Below are 21,041 nucleotides of genomic sequence, written 5' to 3'. Positions count from 1 at the left end.
CGTGAACGGCAAGGACATATCCGGCGATCTTATTCTTGGCGATATTGGCGGCACCTATGCGCGGCTCATGCGCGTGCCCGCCGGTTTTCAGGGAAACGCGGGGGAGCTGCCCGCGCCCGATCTTTTCGAACTTTCGCATTTCAAAGATGCCGATGCGCTGCTCGCCGCTTTTCTGGAAAGCCATGCCGGGACAAAACCGCCGGCAGCCATTGCCCTTTGCGCGGCAGGCCCGCTGGAAGGGAAAGGCTGGGCGGCGGCCATCCACATGACGAACACGCCCTGGTCGCTTTGCGCCGAGGCGATGGGCACGCGCTTTGGCGTGCCGGTTCTTCTGCTCAATGATTTTACCGCCTGCGTGCTTGGCCTGCCGGACTTGAGGCCCGCCGATCTTGAACCCATCGGCGAGGGGGCGGCGGAAAAAGGCCGCCCGCTCGCCGCCATGGGCCCCGGCACCGGGCTCGGCACGGCGGCGCTGTTGCCGCAAGGCGGTGGGTGGATTGCAATGCCGGGCGAAGGCGGGCAGACGAGCCTTTGCGCGGTCAGCGAGGAAGAGCGCGCCCTTCTCGATCATCTCTCGCGCGAGGGCACGGGGCCGGGCGGCCATGTCGCTGCCGAGCATATTCTCTCAGGCCCCGGCATCGTGCGGCTTTACAGAGCGCTTGCCGCGCTTGCCGGGGCGGCGGCGCCTTTGGCAAGTGCGGCTGACATTGCGGCGGCGGCAGGTGAGGGCGATGCGCTGGCCGCGCATACGCTTTCCTGTTTTTCAGGCTGGCTCGGCGCCATGGCGGGCGATCTGGCGCTCACCTACTGGGCGGCGGGCGGCTTTTATCTGGCAGGCGGGGTTCTGCCGAAGCTCGGCCGCCATTTCGACCGGGCGCTCTTTCGTGCCCGCTTCGAGGCGAAAGGTGTCTTCACGCCGCATCTTGCACGCATGCCGGTCTATCTCATCAAAGGGCAGAACCCGGCATTCTCCGGGCTCGCCCGCGCCGCGCGCATGGCGCTTGCCGGGCGCGCGGTTTAAGGCCGGCCTTCAAGCACAATGCCCTCGCGCCGGGGATCGGCGCCGCCTTCAAGACCTTGCGGCGTTTTGTGGATGCCGTGCAGCCCGCTTGTCAGCTCGCGCACCAGCACCCGGTGCCCGAGCGCCTGCAAGGCAGGCTCCAGCGTTTCAAGCGGCGTTCCCGCTTCCAGCTCCGTCGCGCCGTTGCGGTTCACATGGCGGGGCAATGCGATGGCCGCCTGCATGTCCATCTCCCAGTCGAGCAGCGCGATCAGCGACTGCGTCACATAAGTGATGATGCGGCTGCCGCCGGGCGAGCCGATGGCGGCATAAAATTTCCCCGTCCGGTCGAAGACCATGGAGGGCGACATGGACGAGCGCGGACGCTTGCCGGGCGCCACGGCATTGGCAACCGGCACGCCGTCGATCTCCGGCAGGAAGGAAAAATCGGTCAGCTCGTTGTTGAGGAAAAACCCGCCTGCCATCAGATGGCTGCCGAAGGGCCCTTCGATGGAGGCGGTCATGGAGACGGCATTGCCCCAACGGTCCGTCAGGCTGAAATGGGTGGTGGAGGGACGCGAGATGGAACGGTTGGGCGCAAGAGCGGCCGCCGCCTGAGGCGGCGTGCCCGCCTCCGCCTTGCCCATGGAAGCGGACATGTCGATAAGTTTTGCCCGCTCGGCCAGATAGGTTTTATCGAGCATGCTGGTGATGGGCACATCGACGAAAGCCGGATCGGCGATATAGGTGTCGCGGTCGGCATAGGCCAGGCGCGAGGCTTCGGAGATGAGATGCACCGCTTCCGCGCTGCCGGGCTCTAGCGCTGCGACATCGAAATTTTCAAGAATGCCCAGAATCTGAAGGCTGGTGAGCCCGCCCGATGTGCTGGGGCCCATGCCGCAGACTTTATAAACGCGGTAGGCAAGGCACACAGGGGATCGCGCTTGATCGGTTTATAAGCGCGCAAATCGCTCATCGATAGCGTGCCCGCGCGGGTGGGCGCGCCGCGCACGGCGAGCACGATCTTCTGCGCGATGTCGCCGGTGTAAAAGACCGCTGGATCCTGCTGCACCAGGCGCAGGGTTTGCGCATAAGCGGGGTTTTTAAGCAGCGTGCCGGCAGGATGCGGCACAAGCTCGCCTTCTGCGTTTTGAGTGAAGAAGTAATCGCGTGCGGCGGGAATGTTCGGCAGGGCGGGCGACCACTCGATCAGCGCGGCAAGGCGCGGGGAGACGATGAAGCCTTCCTCGGCAAGTTTGAGCGCCGGTTCGAAAAGCCGCGCCCAGGGAAGGCGCCCGTGATCCTTATGCGCCATGTGCAGCATGGCAACGACGCCCGGCACGCCGACCGATTCCCCGCTCACCACCGCTTCGATGAAGGGGCGCGGATTACCGCCCGCATCGACAAAGACATCCGGCGTGATACCGGCAGGCGCGGTCTCGCGCCCATCATAGGTTTCGAGCCTTTCGGCCCGCGCGTCCCAGTGAAGAAGATAGGCGCCGCCGCCGAGCCCGGACGATTGCGGCTCGACAAGGGTGAGCACGGCTTCAACGGCGATTGCCGCATCGACGGCGCTGCCGCCTTCTTCCAGAATCTCAAGCGCGGCCTCGGTCGCGTAAGGATTGGCAGTGCTGGCCATGAAGGGCTGTTCTTCGGCCCGCAGCAAGAACCAGCCGGCCACGGCCAGAACGAGGGCGGCAAGGATGGCCGCGGCGGGAATGATCTTTTGTTGCTGCATGATTTGCCCCTGCTTGCCCCTGGTTACCCTTGTCGGGCGCGCCGTGCGGAAAACTATACGCCATATAAGAAGTACCGTCGAAACCACCAGTCTCGTTAACCGATCAATTCTGCAAACTTGGCTGAAAGCTCAGTTACGGGGCGCTTCTTCTTGTAATTGACCTCCAAGGAGGCGCTCTTTAGCGTGCCCTTTCACCGGAAGGAGCCGGATATGCCGGATTTGAATAAGGCGGATGAGGGCCGGCGGTTCGTCAAACCGGGCCCGCGCAATCTGATTACCGATATCAAGGGCCTTGCGGTCGGCCAGGCGGAAGATGCGCGGGTGCGCACCGGCGTTACCGTGATCCTGCCGGAAGGGCGCGTAACGGCCGGCGTCAGCGTGATGGGCGGGGGACCCGGCACGCGGGAGACGGATGCGCTCGATGCCGACCGGCTGGTGGAGGAGGTGGATGCCATTGTCCTTTCCGGCGGCTCGTCTTACGGGCTCGATGCGGCGGGCGGCGCGGCCAATTGGCTGGGCGCGCGCGGGCGCGGCTTTCAGATGGGCGCCTCGCCGAAAGTCTCGCCGGTCGTGCCTGCCGCGATCCTGTTCGATCTGGCAAATGGCGGCGACAAGGACTGGGGCGAGGAGCCGCCCTATCATGCGCTGGGGCGGGCGGCCTGCCAAAACGCTGAAGAGAACGCGGCGAAAGGGCGGGGCCAGGCATTCGCACTGGGTGCGGCGGGCGCTGGGCTCGGCGCGCTCGTCGGCACGGCGCGCGGCGGTATCGGCTCCGTTTCCGCGGTCACGCCCGATGGGCTGCAGGTCGGCGCGCTGATCGCGGTCAACGCCTTCGGCTCCGCCTTCATCCCCGGCACGCAGCAGTTCTGGGCGGCCCCTTTCGAGCTTGAGGGCGAGTTCGGCGGGCGGGGCTGGCCCGGCGACATGGCCTCTCTTTCAGCGCTGCATCCGTTTGCAGGCACCAAGGCGGCGGGCGCCGTGCCGCCTGCGCCCGGCAGCAACACCACCATCGGCGTGATCGCCACGAATGCGCGCCTGACCCAGGCTGAATGCAAGCGGGTTGCTTTGATGGGGCAGGACGGCATGGCCCGTGCGCTGCGCCCCATTCATACACCGGTCGATGGCGACACGCTTTTCGTCTTGGCGACGGGCGAGCACGAGCTGCCTGCGGGAATGCGCCCGCTGGCGCTTGCCGCGCTCGGCTCCATTGCTGCCGACTGCGTGGCCCGCGCCATCGCCCGCGGGGTCTATGAAGCAGGCAAATAGGCGCAACAAAAAAGGCCGGTGCGGGGCACCGGCCTTTCTTCAATTCATGTCTCTTACCTTAGCGCACGAAGATGCGTACTTCGTTCGTGCTGACATCGGCGCTGGTGGTGGAGGAAATCTGCACCCGGTCGGCGGGCAGGCCCATATCGCTCATGGACTGGAAAACCTTTTCCGCGTTCTTGCGGCTTTGCGACTGGGCAAGCTGGGCATTGCCCGCCGAGCCGCCGGCGGCAGCCACGGCAAGCACCGTGAACTCGGAAGCCGGGCGCCGTTCGAGCGCTTGAGAAAGGGCGGTGTATAGCGCGCGCTCATACTCGACATCCGGACGGTCGAAACGGATCACCACAAGCGGCGGCGTGCCGGTCGGGATGGCGCTGCGCCCGGCAGAGACGGGTTCGGCGGTGACATTGCTGACGCCGGAGGCGAGAGGGCGGCCGAAGAGCTGGCCGCGCTTGATGGCGTTGGAGAGCGTCGTCAGGTTCGAGCGCTCATTGGCCAGATACGTCGTCTGGCGGGCGATATCCTGGCGCAGCTCGCTCAGCAGTTTGTTGATCAGCACGACGGTCTGGTTCGTGTCCACCTGCAGCCGCTCGAGCTGGCGGTGGTCCTGATCGACGGCGCCGGAAAGACCGAAGGTCGCCTGCGTCGTGTCGAGCAGGTAATTGGAGGTCGCCGCATCGCCGGCAATCTCGTTGGAGAGCGAGGTCATGTTGTTGACGTCGCGGGCGATCTGGTCGAGCTGCGACTGGGACTGGTTCCATGCTTGCACGAGCTGAGGGTTGCCGGGCGTGGTGCCGACCTGCAGCTTGGCTTCGATGCCCGCTTTGGTGGTGTGATAGGCCTCGGCATGGGCGCGGGTTTCGGCACGTACCTGCTCGAGGCGGGCGCTATGGGCTTCGATCTGCGCTTGCAGAGCGGCAAGTTCGGAACGGATCTGGCTCACTTTCCGGCCGACGGCGGTATCGCTCGTCGCGCCGGTGTCGACGGACAGGCCGGAAATCTGGGTATCGCCAAGCGGCGGCGGGTTCTGGGCCTGGGTCTGGCTGGTTTCCACGTCATCGCCGGAAACGGCCGGCCAGAGCACTTCATCGGCAAAGGAACAGCCGCCGAGAGCGAGGAAAGAACTCGCCGCCAGGACCTTCAGGCTTGTCATGACTCTTTGGCCGCAGGAAAGGAGGCCGTAAGAGGAGGGGCCGTGGGGGGAAGTCTGCCTCGACATATTTTTTAAACCCGCATCTTGAGTGACTGCCTAGCTCCACAAGCGGTCCGGGCTGTCTTCAAAGCGGCACCCCCCGGAAGGAGCGCTGCCTTTAAACCGGCCTGGAACGCGCGCATGGGCGCATCGGTGGCGCATCGGTTCGGCGCATCTGTTTTAGCCTTTACGGGGAAAACGTTTCCAAGAAAAACCGGATAAATGCCCCTCACCCGATTTCACCTTCGAATCGTGGCCCCCGCGCATGCCAAGTGACTTTACCTAAAGGGGTTTTGCGCCACAAGCTCTTATAAGACAAAGAAAAAGTGTCATTAAAGCTAGGTTGCAGGCCCTTTCCGATCTCTTAATGAAGCCCACATAAGGGCTCCGCGGCCATGAGCGCATGTTCCGGAAAGCGCGGGGCAGGGGCGGACGGACAGGCAAGAGATAAAGCCGAAAGGAAGGCAGATGCGGAAAATCGGACGGAAAAAGAACATCTTGGCCCTGGCAGTGCTGGGTATTGGCGGCTTAAGCGGGGGATTGTTGGGCGCCCTCTGGGTGCCGGGCGCCCATGCCGATGAGGCAGGCGAAGCCAGCTCCGGCGCGCTTTTCGAGACATATACACGTGAGGAGACGAAAGCGCTGGGCCTGCCTTTTTCCGAGGCGGTGCGCGCGGGCAACATTCTTTATCTTTCCGGTCAGATCGGCGTGAAACCCGGCACGCTGGAGCTTGTGCCCGGCGGCATGGAAGCCGAGGCGCGCCAGACGATGGAAAATATCGGTGAGGTGCTCGCCCATTACGGCGCCGATTTTTCCCATATCGCCAAATGCACGGTGATGCTGGCCGATATGAGCGAATGGGCCGATTTCAACAAAGTCTATGTGACCTATTTTGGCGATGGCCCGTTCCCGGCCCGCTCCGCCTTCGGTGCCTCGGGCCTGGCGCTCGGCGGCAAGCTGGAAGTGGAATGCATGGCGGTGCTGCCGGAAGACAGTTGAGGGGCCGGGCCTTGCGCGGATCTTTCTTGAACGAAAAAGCCTGTGAAAAAAGGCTGGGATAAAGCCTGCAGGCCTCTTGCCATAAGCTTTTCTAGGCATTATGAGTACGCACCTCTTGAGGCGGGGCCGCTTGTCAAGCCGCCCGCCGCCTCACCTTGCGCCGGTAGCTCAGCTGGATAGAGCACCAGACTACGAATCTGGGGGTCGGGAGTTCGAATCTTCCCCGGCGCGCCACTTCCCTCCGAAACATTGCAATAAATAACGCCGCTTTGGCGGCGGGCGCTTTGGCGCGTCTCGGGCGTGCGGAGGTTACGGGCGCCAGAATTCGGGGTCGAGGAGGAGGAGAAGCGTGAAAATCTCCAGCCGGCCGAAAAGCATGGCGAGCGAGAGGAGCCATTTGGCACCATCTGGCAGGGGCGCGAAATTACCGGCCGGGCCGATGATCTCGCCGAGCCCGGGGCCGACATTGGTGATGGCCGTGGCGCTGGCGGTGAGCGCGGTGATGAGGTCGAGCCCCATCAGGGAAAGAGCGAAGGTGAAGACCGCGACCGTTCCCAGAAACGCCGTCAGAAAGGCCAGCACGGCTTCGGGCACGTCGCTGGGAATGCGCCGCGAGCCGTATCGCATGGAGACGACCCGGTTCGGGCTCATCAGCTGGCGCAATTTGGCGCGCAAGACGATCCAGAGCACCTGGAAGCGGTAAATTTTGATGCCGCCGGAGGTCGAGCCCGCGCAGCCGCCGACAAAGGTCAAAAACAAAAAGCCGCCAAGTGCCGCCGGCCCCCAGAGCGAATAATCGGTGCTGGCAAAGCCCGTGGTGGTAACGACCGAGGTGACGTTGAAGGCGGCCTCCGTGAGTGCGGTGAAAGGATCGGCATTGGCCGACGACACGCGCCAGACCGTGAGGACCAGAATGACGCTCGTTAAAAACCGTATCAGCCCGCGGATTTGCACATCGTCCCAGATCTTGCGTTCGTCACCCCGGATCATGCGGATATAGGCAACGAAAGGCACGGCACCGGAAATCATGAAAAACGTGGCGATCCATTGCATGGTGCGGCTATCGAAATGGCCGAAAGAGGCATCATGGGTCGAATAGCCCCCGGTTGAGAGCGTCGTCATGGCGTGGCATATGGCATCGAACCCGCTCATGCCCGCCGCTGCATAACTGACGGCGCAAAGCGCGGTGAGCGAGCTATAGGCAGCGGCAATATAGGCGACGAAGTGAAAGGCTTTCGGAATGATTTTTTCCGACTGCTCCGAACTTTCCGTGCGGAAGAGCTGCATACCGCCGACGCGCAGGAAGGGCAGCAGTACGATCGCCATGACGATGATACCGATGCCGCCGATCCATTGTAAAAGCGCGCGCCAGAACAAGATGCCATAGGGCAGCGTGTCGAGCCCGCTCATCACCGTGGAGCCGGTCGTCGTCAGGCCCGAGACGGCTTCGAAAAAAGCATCCGTATAAGAAACACCGACGCCGATCAGCGGCAGTGCGGCGAAGGCGGGCAGCACGACCCAGCTGCTTGCGGTGAGCAGGAAAGACTGGCGCAGATCCAGTTCGATAGGGGCCGGACTGTAAGTGATGATGGCAAGCAGGGCGCCGATGCCGCCGGTGATGCCCGCCGAAATCACGAAGCTCTTCCAGTCCGGGTGTGCCCATAAAAGATCGATGCCAGCCGGAAGGAGCATGGTCACTGCGAGGCTGCAGAGCAGAAGACCGAGAATATAAAGAACGGGGGGTGCGCGCATGAAACCTGTTCTTACAGCCTTCTGAGGCAAGCTGCTCAGCATTATATTTCAGGCCCGGTCTTTTAGACCTTTGCGGAAAAAGATGAAAGCGCAAAGGGCGAGAGCCGCTAAGCTCAGGCAATCGCTGCACAAATTAAACACCGGCCCCGTCATTTCGCTGCGCGGGGGCTCATCATTCCGGTGAAAATGGGATAAGGTAAAGTGCCCCGCCTGGCCCTCCTCGCGGGCGTTGCCGGTTGCAAGAGGCAGGTCATAAGGAGCATGAGATGCGCAGAAGAATAAACCGCCGCCCGCATGTGACCGGAAAAACCGCCAAGCAAATATCGATGAAACGCGTTGCCGGTCTTGCCTTTGCCGGGTTCATGGCGCTTGGGCTTGCCGCTTGCGACGAGGGGGGCAATCAGGGCCCGCCGCCGCCCACCGTGACGGCGGTGCATCCGACAGTGAAGGAAATCGTGGAATGGGAAATCTATACGGGCCGCTTTGTGCCCGTTTCCCAGGTGGATATCCGCGCGCGGGTGTCGGGCTATCTTGATTCGGTGCTCTTTGAAGACGGCCAGATCGTCGAGAAAGGCGATCTGCTTTTCGTCATCGATCAGCGTTCCTTCAAAGTCGCGCTGGAAGAAGCCGAAGCGCGCGTTGCGAGCGCCGAGGCGAGCCTGAATCTTGCCGAGCGTGAGCTTGCCCGCGCGTCCAAATTGCTCAAAAGCTCCAATGTCTCCCGCTCGACATACGATCAGCGGCTTTTGGAGCGCAAAGTGGCCGATGCATCGCTTGCCGCCGCCAAGGCCGAGCGCGATCAGGCGCAGCTTGAGTTCGACTTTACCGAAATCCGTGCCCCCATTCGCGGGCGCATTTCCGACAGCAAGGTGGATGTCGGCAATCTCGTCACCCAAGGCAGCGATGTGCTCACCCGCATCGTCTCGCTCGATCCGGTGCTCTTCGAGTTCGATGTGTCGGAAGCCGATTATCTGAAATATCAGCGCCTCAACGATGAAGGCCGGCTCAACGCCCGCTCCAGCTCCGTTGCCGTTTCCGTAAAGCTGCTGGATGAAAAAGAATTCAGCCATGGCGGCAGCATGGTTTTTGTCGACAATGCGCTAGACACCGCCTCGGGGACGATCCGCGGCCAGGCGCAATTCGGCAATGCGGACGGGTTTTTGACACCCGGTCTTTTCGGCCAGGTGCGGGTGCCGGGTTCGGAAGAATATGAAGCCATTCTGGTGCCGGAAGTCGCCATCAATTCCGACCAGTCGCGCAAATTCGTCTATGTGCTGGGCGAAGAGGGTAAAGCCGCCGCGCGCTATCTGGAGCTCGGCCCCGTCATCGAGGATATGCGCGTGGTGCGCGCCGGGCTCACGCCGGATGATTGGGTGATCATCGACGGGCTGACGAAAATCCGCAACGGCGCGCCGGTCAATGCGGACAAACAGGGGGACGGCGCCCCGGAGAAAGCGCCGGAAGGAAAAGCGCCAAAGACAGGTGAAGCCGGAGGGGAAGCGGAATGAAGTTTTCCCATTTCTTCGTCGACCGACCGATCTTCGCCGCCGTTATCGCGATCCTCATCACGCTGATCGGCGGCATGTCTTATGTCGGTCTGCCCATTCAGCAATATCCGGAGGTTGCTCCGCCCACCATTCAGGTTTCCGCCTCCTATCCCGGCGCGTCTGCGGAAGTCGTGGCCGATACGGTGGCAACGCCGCTTGAGCAGGAAATCAACGGCGTCGAGAACATGCTTTATATGTCCTCGCAATCGACCGGGGACGGGCGCGTGTCCATCACCGTTACCTTCGCGCTCGGCACCGATCTCGATGCCGCGCAGGTGCTGGTGCAAAACCGCGTGGCGGTGGCCGAAAGCCGCCTGCCCGAAGAAGTGCGCCGCCTCGGCGTGACGACGGTCAAGCGCTCGCCCGACATGCTGATGGTCGTCAACATGAACTCGCCGGATGAATCCGTCGATCAGCTTTATCTCTCGAACTACACGAAGCTCAACATCACCGACGTGCTCTCGCGCCTTGGCGGTGTGGGCAATGTGATCGTGTTCGGCAGCGCCGATTATTCCATGCGCATCTGGCTCGACCCGCCGCGTCTCGAGGCGCGGCGCATGACCGTCTCGGATGTTCTGGAGGCGCTGCGCGCGCAAAACGTTCAGGTCTCTTCCGGGGTGCTCAACACCTCGCCCATGCCGGACCAGGGCGCTTTTGAAGTGGCGGTGCAAACGCTTGGCCGGCTGATCGAACCGGAACAATTCGGCGATGTCGTGGTGAAGACGGACGCGCAAGGGCGCGTCACGCGCCTTGCCGATGTGGCGCGCATCGAGCTTGGCGCGCAGAACTACGTCTCCAATTCCTATCTCGACGGCAAGAAGGGCGTGGCGCTCGGCATTTTCCAGCGCCCAGGCTCGAATGCGCTGGCAACGGCGGAAGAAGTCAAAGCAACGCTGGAGCGGCTCTCGAAAGATTTCCCGCCCGGTATCGCCTATGCCATTCCTTATAATCCGACGCAATTCGTCGAGGAATCGGTCTCCGAGCTCACCCGCACGATCTTCGAGGCGGTGGCGCTCGTCATTATCGTGATCGTCCTCTTCCTGCAAAGCTGGCGCGCGGCGATCATTCCCATTGTTGCTATTCCGGTCTCCCTCATCGGCACGTTCGGCGTCATGGCCGCGCTCGGCTTTTCGCTCAACACGCTCTCGCTTTTCGGGCTTGTGCTTGCCATCGGCATCGTGGTGGATGATGCGATTGTCGTGGTGGAAAATGTCGAGCGGCATTTGCGCGAAGGGCTCTCGCCTTACGATGCCGCGCATAAGACGATGGACGAGGTGGGCTCGGCGCTTGTCTCCATCGTGCTCGTGCTCAGCGCGGTTTTTATTCCTACTGCTTTCATTCCCGGCATTTCCGGTGCTTTTTACCAGCAATTCGCGGTGACGATCGCAACGGCGGTGGCGATTTCAGGTCTTATCTCGCTGACCTTGAGCCCGGCGCTTGCCCGGCTTCTTCTGCGCCGGGAAGAAGCGGAAGAAGGCGGCGGGCCGCTGCGCCGCGCGGCAAACCGGTTTTTCACGCGCTTTAACACGTCCTTCGAAGCGCTTTCGGGCTGGTATAGCGATGTCGTCGCTCGCGCCGTGCGCGTCAGCGCCATGATGCTTCTTATCTATGGCGGCCTTATCGGCCTGACGGTTCTCGAATTTGCCAAGACGCCGACCGGCTTTATTCCCGAACAGGACCAGGGCTATTTCATCGGCGTCGTGCAATTGCCGCCGGGCTCGGCGCTGTCGCGCACCGACGATGTGGTGCGCCGCGCCTCGCGCATGGCGGTGGAAACGCCGGGCGTCAACCGCGTGACGGGCTATGCCGGTTTCGACGGGGCGACATTCACGAATGCGCCCAATACCGGGGCGATGTTCATTTCGCTGCGTTCTTTCGACGAGCGCGCCGACATTGGCGTCGGCTGGCAGGATGTCTTGCAGGATTTGCAGCGCCGTTTTGCCTCCATCCGCGAGGCGACGATCTTCGTCGTCGTGCCGCCGCCGGTGCGCGGCGTGGGCACGGGCGGCGGTTTCAAGATGATGGTGGAGGACCGCCAGGGCCGCGGACTGCCGGCGCTCGAAGCGGCCGCGCAGAATCTTGCCATGGCCGCGAACGGGCTGCCCGAGGCAACGCGGGTCTTCACGCTTTTCAATACGAAGACGCCGCAAATCTATGCCGATATCGACCGGGTGAAGGCGGAAAAGCTGGGCGTGCCCGTCTCGCGTGTCTTTGAAACGCTCGGCGTTTATATAGGCTCGTCCTACGTCAATGATTTCAATTTCCTGGGCCGGACCTTCCAGGTGCGCGCGCAGGCCGACGGCCCGCACCGGCGCGACGTGGACGATGTGGCCGCTCTGCGCACCCGCTCGCAATCGGGCGCCATGGTGCCGCTCGGCTCCATTGCCACGTTCCGGGACATTACCGGGCCTTACCGCGTTGCCCGCTATAATCTTTACCCGGCAGCCGCCGTGCAGGGGAACACCAATCCCGGCTTTTCCACAGGCCAGACCTTGAGCGCTATGGAAGGGCTTGCCGATCAGGTCCTGCCCGACGGCTTTGCTTATGAATGGACGGAGCTGTCCTTCCAGGAAAAACAGGTCGGCAACACGGCGATCTATATTTTCATGGCCGCCGTCGTCTTCGTCTTTCTGGTGCTTGCTGCGCAATATGAAAGCTGGCTCCTGCCGCTCGCCATCATTCTCATCGTGCCCATGTGCCTGCTGGCAGCGATGAGCGGGGTGCTCCTGCGCGGGCTCGACAACAACATTCTCGTGCAGATCGGCCTTGTCGTTCTGATCGGCCTTGCGGCGAAGAACGCGATCCTGATCGTGGAATTTGCCCGCCAGGGGGAAGCCGAAGGGCTCAGCCGTTTCGATGCGGCGGCGCAGGCAGCGCGCACGCGTTTGCGCCCCATTCTCATGACCTCCTTTGCCTTCATTCTGGGGGTCGTGCCGCTCGTCATTGCGGCGGGTGCGGGCGCCGAACAGCGCCAGGCGCTCGGCACGGCGGTTTTTTCCGGCATGATCGGGGTGACGCTTTTCGGGCTGCTTTTTACGCCGGTCTTTTATGTGGCAACGCGGGCGCTTGCGCGCCGCCGCGACGGGGAGTGAGCCTTCAGGAAGGCGGGCGCTGGCGGAAGCCGGGCAATGTCAGATCGAACCGGAGGGCTGCGGCCCGCAAGCCGAAAGCTGCGGCAATGGCGATGAAGGTGCGCGCCGTTTCGCTTAAAAACTCCAGCGGGCCGAGCGCGGCATAAAGCGCGGCGCCGGTAAAGGCGGCGGTGATGTAGATCTCCTTGCGCAGGATGGGCGAATCCTCCCGGCAAATGACGTCGCGGATGATGCCGCCGAATGTGGCCGTGATGACACCGAGAAGTACGGCGGCGCTCGGATCGATCCCGGCTCCGAGCGCGCGTTTCGTTCCTTCCACGGCAAAGAGCGACAGGCCGATGGCATCCGCCCAGAGCACCGCCCGGTAGCGCGAATTCACCATATGATGGAAAAAGAACACGAAAACCGCGCCTGCGATGCACAGATATAGATAGAAAGACTTATCGAGCCAGAAGACCTCGATGGCACCGGCCTTGACCGTGCCGAGCAGCAAATCGCGGATCGTGCCGCCGCCGAGCCCCGTTACGATGCCGATGAGGCAGAAGCCGACAATATCGAGCTGCTTGCGCGCGGCGACCAGCGCGCCGGAGATCGCAAAGACGAGAACGCCGGCACTATCGATGAAAAACAAAAGGCTCGTGTAATTCAGGCTCATCTCATCCCTCGGGCCGCCGCATTCCTCTCCCCCCGTGTGAGGCTAAAGCGGGCAAAGCTTAAAACCCAGCTTAAACATCCCCGCCTAGCGTTTAGTACATGGAAATGGCCCGCCGCCCGCATCCCGCTGGGCGGCCTGCGGGCCCAAGGAGGCTTGAAAAGATGCAGCAAGTGAGCGCGTATCTTGAAACGAAACAGCAGATTGTCGACCCGCGCCAATCCGAAAGCCTGATTTTCAGGCGCGTGACCGATCAGCTCAAAGATGTGGTGGAAGCGGAGCGGCGCGATGAGATGTATCACCGCGCGGTGCTGGACAACCGCCGGCTCTGGACGGCGCTGGCCGCCGACGTATCCGATCCCAGCAACATGCTGCCCGACGAGCTGAAATCCAATCTTCTCTCGCTTGCCATCTGGGTGGAGCGGGAATCGGGCGCGGCCCATTCCGGCGGGGCGGATATCCGCTCCATGATCGAAATCAACGAGGCGATTATCGCCGGGCTGAATGCGCGCCAATAAAGCGCCGCGGCCTCGCTCGAGAAGGAGCAGACAATGGGTTTGAACATCCGCCTTTTGCATGGCGATAAATGCGTGATCAACGGCGCGGTGATTACCTGTAAATCCCAGCGCACGACCTTGAGCGTGGAAAATTTCGCGCAGGTGATCCGCGCTCCGGAAATTCTCGATGAAAAAGATGTCAGCACGCCGACAGAGCGGGTCTATTTTGCCGTCCAGCTGATGCTTTTGGAGCCGGCGCGGCACGACCATCACCGCATCTTCTTCAACACGGTGATGGCGCAGCTTCTTTATGCCTTTGAAAACGGTGAGATTTTGGAACTTCTGCACGAGGCCATTTCTTTTGTGGAAGAAGAAGATTTCTACCAGGCGCTGAAACGGCTGAAACGCGTTCTCGATTATGAAAAAGACCTGTTGGGCCAAATGCCGGCGCTGGAGGTGGCGGGCTGATTCTCGCCCTCCGCTGCCCGGTGCAAGGCTGAAAGGAAGGACGCCATGTCCACGCTTACCGAATATGCCCAGATCGGGCGCACCTATAGCCAGCAGCTCGGCGCGATTGCCAAGGAAGGTTTTGTGCAGCGGGAAGTGGATTATTTCCGTGCCAATATTTCCAAAATTTCGACCGGCGATGAGCTCATCGACGATTACCGGCTCTACACCTTCGCTATGAAAGCCTTCGGCCTTGAAAGCCAGACCTATGCGAAAGGGCTGATGCGCAAGGTTTTCGATGAAGGCGTGGTGAACGACAGATCGATCGCCAACCGCCTGCAGGACAGTGCTTTTAAGGAAATCGCTGAGGCCTTCGGCTTTGCCGAGACGGGCAATCTCAACATGCTGATCCACAAGAATGTGGATGCGGTGGTCGAAAAATATCTCAAACTCGAGCTGGAAGAGCGGATCGGCGAGAGCAATCAGGGTGTGCGCCTTGCCATCTATTTCGAGCGCAAGATCGCGGAAGTCGATAATTGGTATGAGATCATCGGCGATGCCGCGCTTTATGAAACCGTGCGCACGATGATGGGGCTGCCGCAGGAATTCGTGAGCACCAATATCGACCGGCAGGTGGAATATTTCGAAAACCGCATTCCGCTTGAAGACCTGAAAGACCCCAAGAAGCTCGACAAATGGATGCAGCGTTTCACCGCCATGTGGGATGTGGTGCAGGGCCCACAATCGGGCATCGATCTGGCGGCAAACGGCATTGCGCCGATCCAGCCCTTGGGCAGCGCCCCCGCGATCGTCTCCATCGATCCTTCCTTGCTGGCGGATCTCAGCAAATACCGGCTTTAAAACACGGCTTTCGAGAAGATAAAGGCGCCCGCCCCGAAAGGAGCGGGCGTTTTCTTTTAGAGCGTATCGGCAAGATGAATGAGCTTGCCCGTCTCATCGAGAAGGCGGCGCACTTTTTCGGGCGCGGTCAGCTCGTCCGGCAAAGGCGTGCCCGGCATCGCGGCCATGGCGGCAAGCGGCGGGCGGGCGTCTTTTTTCGTATCCTCGCCAAGAAGCCGGGCGGCCTCCGCCTCATGGCCGGAGAGGAGCGCGGCGGCGGCGAAGAGATCGTAATAGCCGCCGGGGAGCACCGTTTCGCCAGCCTCCTCGAACGGGGCTTTGAGGAGATGGAATGCCTGCTCCCAATCGGCGTGCGTCCCATAGGCTTGGGCAAGCTCTAGCGCCTGTGCGGGGGTCAGTTCTGCGCCAAGTTCCACATTTGCTTCATCGAGGCGGCCAAGGTCGATAAGCGCGGCAAGCTTTGCGCCGGTTGCCTCGCGGGCAAGGCCGCTATCGACTGTTTCCGGCAGCGCGGCAAGGGTGGTAAGCGCGGCTTCGGCATCGCCCGCGGCAAGATCGCTCCGCGCTTTTTTGACGATCAGTGCCTGATGGCGCGGGGTGCCGGGCGCTTCTTTTTCCGTCTCACGGATAAGGCCGGCCAGAATGGCGCCCGCCTTGCCATGCGCGCCGGCCGCCAGCAGCGCCCCGGCGTAAGACTCGGCTTCCTGACGCCGGATATCATCCGCTTTCAGAAATTCAAGATAGGCGAGGCGGTCGCGCCGCCAGTCATGAAGGTTCGTTTCCTGTCCGTCTGCAAGGCTTCCGAAGAGCCTGGCGGCAAGGCTTGCGGCCGATTGGGAAAGACCGGGATCCTCAAGGCTCGCCGGAAACCGGTCGGCCAGGAGGCGCAGCCAGTGGAGTGCTATGCGCGGGTCGTCCTCTTCCCGGTCGATCAGGGCAAGCGCCCTGAGCGCGCCTTCCTCGATCGTATCGCCCCTCCAGGCCTCCTGCAGCGCCACCATATCGGCGCGGACCGTTTCGCGCGCGTTTCCGCCCGCCATCAGATCGAGCAGGGCAAGGCGGAGCCTGCCATGGGCGGCGCAGCGGTCGGCGGTTAAGGAGAGGCGCGCATAACGGGCGCGGGCGGCTTGCGGGAAACCTTCATATTCGGCAAGGCGCGCGGAAATCCATTGCTGGCAGGTGGCGGGCAAAAGCGCAGGCGCTCTTTGGGCAAAAAGCGTTGCGAAATGCCGGAGAAAATCCCCGTCGCTGCCCGATGCCGCCGCTTCGGCCAGAAGCGGGGCGAGCTCTTCCTGCGCTGTGGCGGGAAAGGCGAAAAATCCTTCAAGGCTCGCCAGCGCTTTTCGGGAGGAAAGTCCTTCGGGCGGCACGGCTTCTCCTTTAAGCGCGGCGGTGACGAGCCGCTCAAGCGGAGAGGGGGCGGCGGCTGTGTCCTCAAGCGCCCATGTGCCCCGGCTGCGCCCATGGCTGGCGATCAGGGAGATGAGGATCAGTTTTTCTTGCAAGGCTTTGTCCGCAAGCGCGCTGTCGCCCGGCTTTAAGGTGCGGCCAAGCTCGAGGGCTGCTTCGGGGTAAAGCCCGCGCTCGATGTAAAAATCCGCTGTCATATGCGCGGCTTCGATGCGCGCCTTTCCTTTGGCGGCATCGAGCATCCCGTGCAGCGCCGCGCGCTGGGTCAGGTAAGAGGCGGCGCGCAGCGGCAATACGGTTTCTGCCGCGCTGGCCTTTTCACCTTCGTTTTCCGCGAATGCCGGAACGGAACCTGCCGTCACGAGCGCGCTCGTGCTCATGCAAAAAGCCAGTGTTTTTGCCGCAAACCCGCTGAACTTACGCCTCTTCCGCATTGCCATATCGCGCCAGATCCCCTGCTCATCTACCGCTCCTGAAGCGGAGCAAAACCGAAACTCGCGTTTAACCTCCCCGTTCCAGGTTAAACCTGCGTTCAAAATGGCGCGCTTTGCACTTCGTCAGGAAATGAAACGATGCAGACGCAGATTTATGTAGGTCTTTCCGGGCAATTGGCGCTGCGCCGCCAGCTCGATGTGGTGGCGAACAATATCGCCAATATGAACACCGCCGGTTTCCGCGCCGAAAAAGTGCTTTTCGATGCGCATATGGAAAAGGCGCAGGAAGGCCGCTCGGTGTCTTTCGTGGTGGACCGCAACAGCTATACCGATATGCGCGCGGGCAAGATGGAGCGCACGGGCAATCCGCTCGATGTGGCGATCAATGGCGATGCATGGCTGCAGGTGGGAACGCCCGAAGGCCTGCGCTATACGCGCGACGGGCGTCTCAATCTCGATGCAGATGGCCGCCTTGTGACGATGGACGGCAATCCGGTGCTGGATAATGGCGGCGGCGAGATCACCATTCCTCAGGATGCTGCGCGCGTTGAAATTCTCAAAGACGGCACGATCGGCGATGGCGAGCGGGTTTTCGGCCAGATCGGCCGCGTGCGCCCTGCCGACAATCAGACCATGACGCGTGAGGCAAGCGGTCTTTACAGCGCGCCGGGCCAGCCCGAAGCGGCAGAAGAGGCCGAGTTTCAGCAAGGCATGATCGAAGGTTCGAATGTGCAGCCCGTGCTTGCCATGACCGAGCTCGTGTCCATCTCGCGCGCTTATGAGCAGACGAAAACCATGGTGGAGGGCGGCGATGAAACATTGCGCGGCGCCATCCGCACCCTTGGCAGGATCGATTAAACCCCGGCCCGCTGAAACGGGCGAAAGACATGAGAGTGTCCGATGTAAGGAGAGCAGCATGAGAGCGCTCGGTATCGCCGCCACCGGCATGATGGCCCAGCAGACGAATGTCGAGGTCATCTCGAACAATATCGCGAACATGAACACGACCGCCTTTCAGCGCGCGCGGGCCGAGTTCACCGATCTTTTCTATATGAACCAGCGCCGCCAGGGCGTGCAGTCGACCGATGAGGGCAATATCGTGCCCGCCGGTATTCAGGTCGGTCTCGGTGTGAAAACCGCAGCCGTGCGCCGCGTATCGCTGCAGGGCAATCTTGCCAATACCGGCAATACTTATGACCTGGCGCTTCAAGGGCGCGGTTATTTCATGGTCGATCTGCCGGGCGGGGAAACGGGGTATACGCGCGACGGCGCCTTCCAGAAATCCCCGGACGGCCAGCTTGTGACCGCAGACGGTTATGTGCTGCAGCCCGGCCTTGCCATTCCCGACAATGCGGTGGATGTGACGGTCAATCAGAGCGGCGAAGTGCTTGCCTATGTGGACGGGGAAGCCGAGCCGCTCAATCTCGGCCAGATCGAGCTTGCGGTCTTTCCGAATGAAGCCGGCCTGAGCAGCGCCGGTGACAATATGCTCAAAGAAACGCTGGCCTCTGGCCCGGCCATCGTCGGTGTGCCGGGGGAAGTGGGCTTCGGCTCCATCCGCCAGAAGTTTCTGGAAAGTTCCAACGTCAATCCGGTGCAGGAAATTACCGATCTCATTTCCGCCCAGCGGGCCTATGAAATGAATTCCAAGGTGATCGAGACGGCGGATCAGATGTTCAGCACCGTCACGCGGATGAGGTAAGCTGATGCGCGCGCTGATCATCGCCTTAGGTCTTATGCTTGCAGTACCGGCCTCGCCACTGCTTGCCGAAGAAGAGGCGGCGGAAACGCCCGTGCCCGCGCGGCGGATCGAGCGCGGCGAGGTCATTCGCGAGGCGGATTTGCGCCTTGCCGCGGTGGAAACGCGCCAGCTGCGTCCCGACAGTCTTTTGGATGAAGGCGCGATTGTCGGCATGGAAGCGCGGCGCACCTTGCTGCCCGGCCGCGTCATTTCCTCGCTCGCCTTGCGCGCCCCGCTCATGGTGGAAAAGAACGCGCAGGTCTCCGCCCTTTACCGGGACGGCACGCTGGAGCTCAACCTTCTGGCGCTCGCCCAGGATGACGGCATGAAAGGCGACACGGTGCGCCTCACCAATCCTTCCACCGGCAACACGGTCTATGCCGTTGTCACCGGCCCGTCCCGGGCCCGGATCACCCATTAAGGGAGCCTGCCCATGCGCCGCCTCTTCATCATCTGCTGCACTCTTCTTCTTGCTGCCGGCTGTTCGCGGCTGGAGCGCGTGGGCAAGGCGCCGGACTTTTCTCCCATGGCGGTGGGCGAGCATGGGGAGGGCGCGCCGCGCCAGATTTCCTTTCCCATGCCCGGCGATATGACGAAAAAGCGCAATTACGCCTCGCTCTGGCAGACGGGCGAGCGGGAGTTTTTTGCCGATGTGCGCGCCAAGAAAATCGGCGATATCGTGACCGTGCTCATCGATATCGATGACAAGGCGCAGCTGCGCAATTCCTCCGAGCGTTCGCGGGAAAATTCCGAAAACGCCTCGCTCGACGCTGCTTTGGGATTGCAGCAGGTGGTGGAAGACAAGATCCGCGAGCTCGATTTCGACCAGGGCGTCGATCTGGGCAGTTCCAGCCTGTCGCGCGGGCGCGGTGACATCAACCGCAACGAACAGATCAATCTGCGCATTGCCGCCGTGGTGACGGATGTGCTGCCCAACGGCAATCTGGCGATTGCCGGGCGGCAGGAAGTGCTGGTGAATTACGAAATGCGCGATCTGCGCATCACCGGCGTCATCCGGCCCATCGATATCGATGCGGAAAACCAGATCGAATATAAAGACGTAGCCGAAGCGCGCGTTGCTTATGGCGGGCGGGGCATGCTCTCGGATGTACAGCAGCCGCGCTACGGCCAGCAGGTCTATGACATTCTGATGCCCTGGTAAGGTCCCACACGAAAGAAAAAGAGGCCGCAATGGCGCGTATGGCAGAAACTCCGCAGGAAGTCGTGATCGTCCGCGTGAAGCGGCACGACCATGAGCTGGAAGGCGCCCATGGCGGCGTCTGGAAACTGGCTTATGCCGATTTCGTCACCGCGATGATGGCGTTCTTTTTGCTGATGTGGCTCGTCAACGCGACAACGGAAGAACAGCGCGACGGCATTTCCGCTTATTTCAATCCCATGGCCGTGGCGACCGGGGCATCGGGCACGGACGGGCTGATGGCGGGGCGCACCGCCGACACCGAAGGCTCGATGACCGCGCCCGATGGGGAGGGCGAGCGCCCGCATCCGGTTTCCGCACCGCCCTCCGTTTCCACCATCGGCACGGAAAAGCGCCGGCCCCAGGGAGCGGAGGAAGGACGCGGGGTGAGCGCGTTTAAAGACTCAGCCGCCCAGCATGAGCCGCCGCTGACCGCGCAGCTGCCCTCCGAGCCCATGAAAATCGGCGAGACGGCGCCCGTTGCCGTTGCCGCCTTTAACGATCCTTTTGCCCAGCCGAGCGAAAAAATGGCGCAGCTTTATCAGGATGCGCGCGCGCCCGCCGAACTTGATGCCGCAGCCTTCGAAGAGCATGAAGGCGAAAAGTCAGCTCAGAAAATCGAACCTTTCGGCGGGATGGATGCGGGCGCCTCCGGCAAGGCCAAGCTCAGCGAAAGCGAGCTTTTGGCGCGCCTTGAGCAGGGCGAGCAGCTTGAAGGGCTGAAGCAGAAGCTGCTGGAGAACCTGCGCGAGCTGATGGAGAAGAAGGGCCTGAATGAAAATATCCGCCTCAATATCGAGGAGGAAGGCCTGCGCATCCAGATCATGGATGACAATAAATTCTCCATGTTCGCGGTCGGCTCCTCGGATGTGACGGCGGAAACGGCTGCGATCATGCAGGCCGTGGCTGAAGTGCTGGAAGACGTGCCGAACGGGCTGATGATCACCGGTCACACGGACGCATTGCCTTACAAGGGCACGCGGAACTATTCCAACTGGGAGCTTTCCGCGGATCGGGCGAATGCCGCCCGCCGCCAGCTTCTTCTCAATGGGCTGGCGCCGGAGCGTGTCCTGCGTGTCGAAGGGCATGGCGACCGGCGCCCGTTGATCGAGGATGATGCGCTCGATCCGCGCAACCGCCGGATTTCCATCCTGGTTCTGGCGAAATGAATGCGAAGGACGCGATTCTTTATTCCCAGCTTAAACATCGCGCTCT

General features: G+C 62.0%; 19 protein-coding genes and 1 tRNA gene. 14 read left to right on the top strand and 6 right to left on the bottom strand.

Annotation, left to right across the window (positions count from 1 at the left end; translation table 11 throughout):
- The first annotated feature begins 1 nt into the window (after window position 1).
- A complete protein-coding gene (locus tag M2A_RS08950) occupies window positions 2-1,021 on the top strand; it encodes a glucokinase (RefSeq protein WP_045446051.1) in 1,020 nt (339 codons plus the stop codon).
- On the opposite strand, the gene M2A_RS18470 is transcribed toward M2A_RS08950, so the two are convergent.
- Together M2A_RS18470 and M2A_RS18465 are read right to left on the bottom strand one after the other, a co-directional pair.
- Complete coding sequence (locus tag M2A_RS18470; RefSeq protein WP_052379348.1) at window positions 1,018-1,896, bottom strand: gamma-glutamyltransferase family protein; 879 nt, start codon at window positions 1,894-1,896, stop codon at window positions 1,018-1,020. The two genes, M2A_RS08950 and M2A_RS18470, sit on opposite strands and share 4 nt — an antisense overlap.
- Window positions 1,818-2,738 (bottom strand): gamma-glutamyltransferase, encoded by a 921-nt coding sequence (locus tag M2A_RS18465; RefSeq protein WP_052379347.1) that lies wholly within the window; start codon window positions 2,736-2,738, stop codon window positions 1,818-1,820. The genes M2A_RS18470 and M2A_RS18465 overlap by 79 nt, the downstream gene beginning before the upstream one ends.
- Before the next feature lie 210 nt (window positions 2,739-2,948).
- On the opposite strand from M2A_RS18465, the gene M2A_RS08940 reads away from it, so the two are divergent.
- Window positions 2,949-4,004, top strand: coding sequence for a P1 family peptidase (locus M2A_RS08940; protein ID WP_045446269.1), 1,056 nt, complete (start codon window positions 2,949-2,951; stop codon window positions 4,002-4,004).
- 58 nt (window positions 4,005-4,062) lie between these two features.
- Here the strand turns inward: M2A_RS08940 and M2A_RS08935 are convergent, their stop codons facing one another.
- Window positions 4,063-5,157: a hypothetical protein gene (locus M2A_RS08935; protein ID WP_045446048.1), complete on the bottom strand. Its 1,095-nt coding sequence runs from the start codon at window positions 5,155-5,157 to the stop codon at window positions 4,063-4,065.
- Between the two features lie 507 nt (window positions 5,158-5,664).
- On the opposite strand from M2A_RS08935, the gene M2A_RS08930 reads away from it, so the two are divergent.
- Together M2A_RS08930 and M2A_RS08925 are read left to right on the top strand one after the other, a co-directional pair.
- Window positions 5,665-6,195 carry a RidA family protein gene (locus tag M2A_RS08930; protein ID WP_081875513.1) on the top strand — a complete coding sequence of 177 codons (531 nt, stop codon included), beginning with the start codon at window positions 5,665-5,667 and terminating at the stop codon, window positions 6,193-6,195.
- A 157-nt stretch (window positions 6,196-6,352) separates the two neighbouring features.
- A tRNA-Arg gene (locus M2A_RS08925) sits at window positions 6,353-6,429 on the top strand.
- 75 nt (window positions 6,430-6,504) lie between these two features.
- Here the strand turns inward: M2A_RS08925 and M2A_RS08920 are convergent.
- On the bottom strand, window positions 6,505-7,947 hold the full coding sequence (locus M2A_RS08920) for a TrkH family potassium uptake protein (RefSeq protein ID WP_045446045.1): 1,443 nt from the start codon (window positions 7,945-7,947) through the stop codon (window positions 6,505-6,507).
- Between the two features lie 266 nt (window positions 7,948-8,213).
- On the opposite strand from M2A_RS08920, the gene M2A_RS08915 reads away from it, so the two are divergent.
- Together M2A_RS08915 and M2A_RS08910 are read left to right on the top strand one after the other, a co-directional pair.
- Window positions 8,214-9,455: an efflux RND transporter periplasmic adaptor subunit gene (locus M2A_RS08915; protein ID WP_081875512.1), complete on the top strand. Its 1,242-nt coding sequence runs from the start codon at window positions 8,214-8,216 to the stop codon at window positions 9,453-9,455.
- Window positions 9,452-12,586: an efflux RND transporter permease subunit gene (locus tag M2A_RS08910; protein ID WP_045446041.1), complete on the top strand. Its 3,135-nt coding sequence runs from the start codon at window positions 9,452-9,454 to the stop codon at window positions 12,584-12,586. The genes M2A_RS08915 and M2A_RS08910 overlap by 4 nt, the downstream gene beginning before the upstream one ends.
- Before the next feature lie 4 nt (window positions 12,587-12,590).
- Here M2A_RS08910 and M2A_RS08905 read toward each other — a convergent pair whose 3' ends face one another.
- Window positions 12,591-13,241 carry a trimeric intracellular cation channel family protein gene (locus M2A_RS08905; RefSeq protein ID WP_045446039.1) on the bottom strand — a complete coding sequence of 217 codons (651 nt, stop codon included), beginning with the start codon at window positions 13,239-13,241 and terminating at the stop codon, window positions 12,591-12,593.
- Between the two features lie 161 nt (window positions 13,242-13,402).
- Here M2A_RS08905 and flaF point away from each other — a divergent pair, with 161 nt between their 5' ends.
- From flaF to M2A_RS08890, 3 genes are read left to right on the top strand one after another with little or no spacing between them, the layout of a single operon-like run.
- A complete protein-coding gene (gene flaF / locus M2A_RS08900) occupies window positions 13,403-13,756 on the top strand; it encodes a flagellar biosynthesis regulator FlaF (protein WP_045446037.1) in 354 nt (117 codons plus the stop codon).
- A 33-nt stretch (window positions 13,757-13,789) separates the two neighbouring features.
- Complete coding sequence (locus M2A_RS08895; RefSeq protein ID WP_045446035.1) at window positions 13,790-14,203, top strand: flagellar biosynthesis repressor FlbT; 414 nt, start codon at window positions 13,790-13,792, stop codon at window positions 14,201-14,203.
- A gap of 45 nt (window positions 14,204-14,248) precedes the next feature.
- Entirely contained in the window at window positions 14,249-15,043 is a 795-nt protein-coding gene (locus M2A_RS08890) for a DUF1217 domain-containing protein (protein WP_045446032.1), read from the top strand.
- A gap of 56 nt (window positions 15,044-15,099) precedes the next feature.
- Here M2A_RS08890 and M2A_RS08885 read toward each other — a convergent pair whose 3' ends face one another.
- Window positions 15,100-16,833 (bottom strand): hypothetical protein, encoded by a 1,734-nt coding sequence (locus tag M2A_RS08885; protein ID WP_156101713.1) that lies wholly within the window; start codon window positions 16,831-16,833, stop codon window positions 15,100-15,102.
- Between the two features lie 192 nt (window positions 16,834-17,025).
- Between M2A_RS08885 and flgF the strand changes: the two genes are divergently transcribed.
- From flgF to M2A_RS08860, 5 genes are read left to right on the top strand one after another with little or no spacing between them, the layout of a single operon-like run.
- Window positions 17,026-17,745 carry a flagellar basal-body rod protein FlgF gene (gene flgF, locus M2A_RS08880; RefSeq protein ID WP_045446025.1) on the top strand — a complete coding sequence of 240 codons (720 nt, stop codon included), beginning with the start codon at window positions 17,026-17,028 and terminating at the stop codon, window positions 17,743-17,745.
- Window positions 17,746-17,803: 58 nt separating this feature from the next.
- Window positions 17,804-18,589: a flagellar basal-body rod protein FlgG gene (flgG, locus tag M2A_RS08875; RefSeq protein ID WP_045446022.1), complete on the top strand. Its 786-nt coding sequence runs from the start codon at window positions 17,804-17,806 to the stop codon at window positions 18,587-18,589.
- A 4-nt stretch (window positions 18,590-18,593) separates the two neighbouring features.
- The gene (gene flgA / locus M2A_RS17350; protein WP_052379346.1) at window positions 18,594-19,049 is read left to right on the top strand and encodes a flagellar basal body P-ring formation chaperone FlgA; all 456 of its coding nucleotides are present in this window, start codon (window positions 18,594-18,596) and stop codon (window positions 19,047-19,049) included.
- Window positions 19,050-19,061: 12 nt separating this feature from the next.
- The gene (gene flgH / locus M2A_RS08865) at window positions 19,062-19,790 is read left to right on the top strand and encodes a flagellar basal body L-ring protein FlgH (RefSeq protein ID WP_045446020.1); all 729 of its coding nucleotides are present in this window, start codon (window positions 19,062-19,064) and stop codon (window positions 19,788-19,790) included.
- Between the two features lie 29 nt (window positions 19,791-19,819).
- The gene (locus tag M2A_RS08860) at window positions 19,820-20,995 is read left to right on the top strand and encodes a flagellar motor protein MotB (RefSeq protein WP_045446017.1); all 1,176 of its coding nucleotides are present in this window, start codon (window positions 19,820-19,822) and stop codon (window positions 20,993-20,995) included.
- The last annotated feature ends 46 nt before the right edge of the window (window positions 20,996-21,041 follow it).

The sequence above is a fragment of the Tepidicaulis marinus genome (assembly GCF_000739695.1).
GTDB classification, from domain to species: Bacteria; Pseudomonadota; Alphaproteobacteria; order Parvibaculales; family Parvibaculaceae; genus Tepidicaulis; species Tepidicaulis marinus.
This window is presented reverse-complemented; position numbering and strand designations above follow the sequence as displayed.

What these genes read in the sequence shown, in the direction of transcription:
- M2A_RS08920 (WP_045446045.1), bottom strand. Translation starts at nt 7,947, where the DNA reads ATGCGCGCACCCCCCGTTCTTTATATTCTCGGTCTTCTGCTCTGCAGC.
- M2A_RS08890 (WP_045446032.1), top strand. Translation starts at nt 14,249, where the DNA reads ATGTCCACGCTTACCGAATATGCCCAGATCGGGCGCACCTATAGCCAG.
- M2A_RS08910 (WP_045446041.1), top strand. Translation starts at nt 9,452, where the DNA reads ATGAAGTTTTCCCATTTCTTCGTCGACCGACCGATCTTCGCCGCCGTT.
- M2A_RS08930 (WP_081875513.1), top strand. Translation starts at nt 5,665, where the DNA reads ATGCGGAAAATCGGACGGAAAAAGAACATCTTGGCCCTGGCAGTGCTG.
- M2A_RS08885 (WP_156101713.1), bottom strand. Translation starts at nt 16,833, where the DNA reads ATGAGCACGAGCGCGCTCGTGACGGCAGGTTCCGTTCCGGCATTCGCG.
- M2A_RS08895 (WP_045446035.1), top strand. Translation starts at nt 13,790, where the DNA reads ATGGGTTTGAACATCCGCCTTTTGCATGGCGATAAATGCGTGATCAAC.
- M2A_RS08915 (WP_081875512.1), top strand. Translation starts at nt 8,214, where the DNA reads ATGCGCAGAAGAATAAACCGCCGCCCGCATGTGACCGGAAAAACCGCC.
- M2A_RS18465 (WP_052379347.1), bottom strand. Translation starts at nt 2,738, where the DNA reads ATGCAGCAACAAAAGATCATTCCCGCCGCGGCCATCCTTGCCGCCCTC.
- M2A_RS08940 (WP_045446269.1), top strand. Translation starts at nt 2,949, where the DNA reads ATGCCGGATTTGAATAAGGCGGATGAGGGCCGGCGGTTCGTCAAACCG.
- flgA (WP_052379346.1), top strand. Translation starts at nt 18,594, where the DNA reads ATGCGCGCGCTGATCATCGCCTTAGGTCTTATGCTTGCAGTACCGGCC.
- flaF (WP_045446037.1), top strand. Translation starts at nt 13,403, where the DNA reads ATGCAGCAAGTGAGCGCGTATCTTGAAACGAAACAGCAGATTGTCGAC.
- flgH (WP_045446020.1), top strand. Translation starts at nt 19,062, where the DNA reads ATGCGCCGCCTCTTCATCATCTGCTGCACTCTTCTTCTTGCTGCCGGC.
- flgF (WP_045446025.1), top strand. Translation starts at nt 17,026, where the DNA reads ATGCAGACGCAGATTTATGTAGGTCTTTCCGGGCAATTGGCGCTGCGC.
- M2A_RS08860 (WP_045446017.1), top strand. Translation starts at nt 19,820, where the DNA reads ATGGCGCGTATGGCAGAAACTCCGCAGGAAGTCGTGATCGTCCGCGTG.
- flgG (WP_045446022.1), top strand. Translation starts at nt 17,804, where the DNA reads ATGAGAGCGCTCGGTATCGCCGCCACCGGCATGATGGCCCAGCAGACG.
- M2A_RS08935 (WP_045446048.1), bottom strand. Translation starts at nt 5,157, where the DNA reads ATGACAAGCCTGAAGGTCCTGGCGGCGAGTTCTTTCCTCGCTCTCGGC.
- M2A_RS08905 (WP_045446039.1), bottom strand. Translation starts at nt 13,241, where the DNA reads ATGAGCCTGAATTACACGAGCCTTTTGTTTTTCATCGATAGTGCCGGC.
- M2A_RS18470 (WP_052379348.1), bottom strand. Translation starts at nt 1,896, where the DNA reads ATGGGCCCCAGCACATCGGGCGGGCTCACCAGCCTTCAGATTCTGGGC.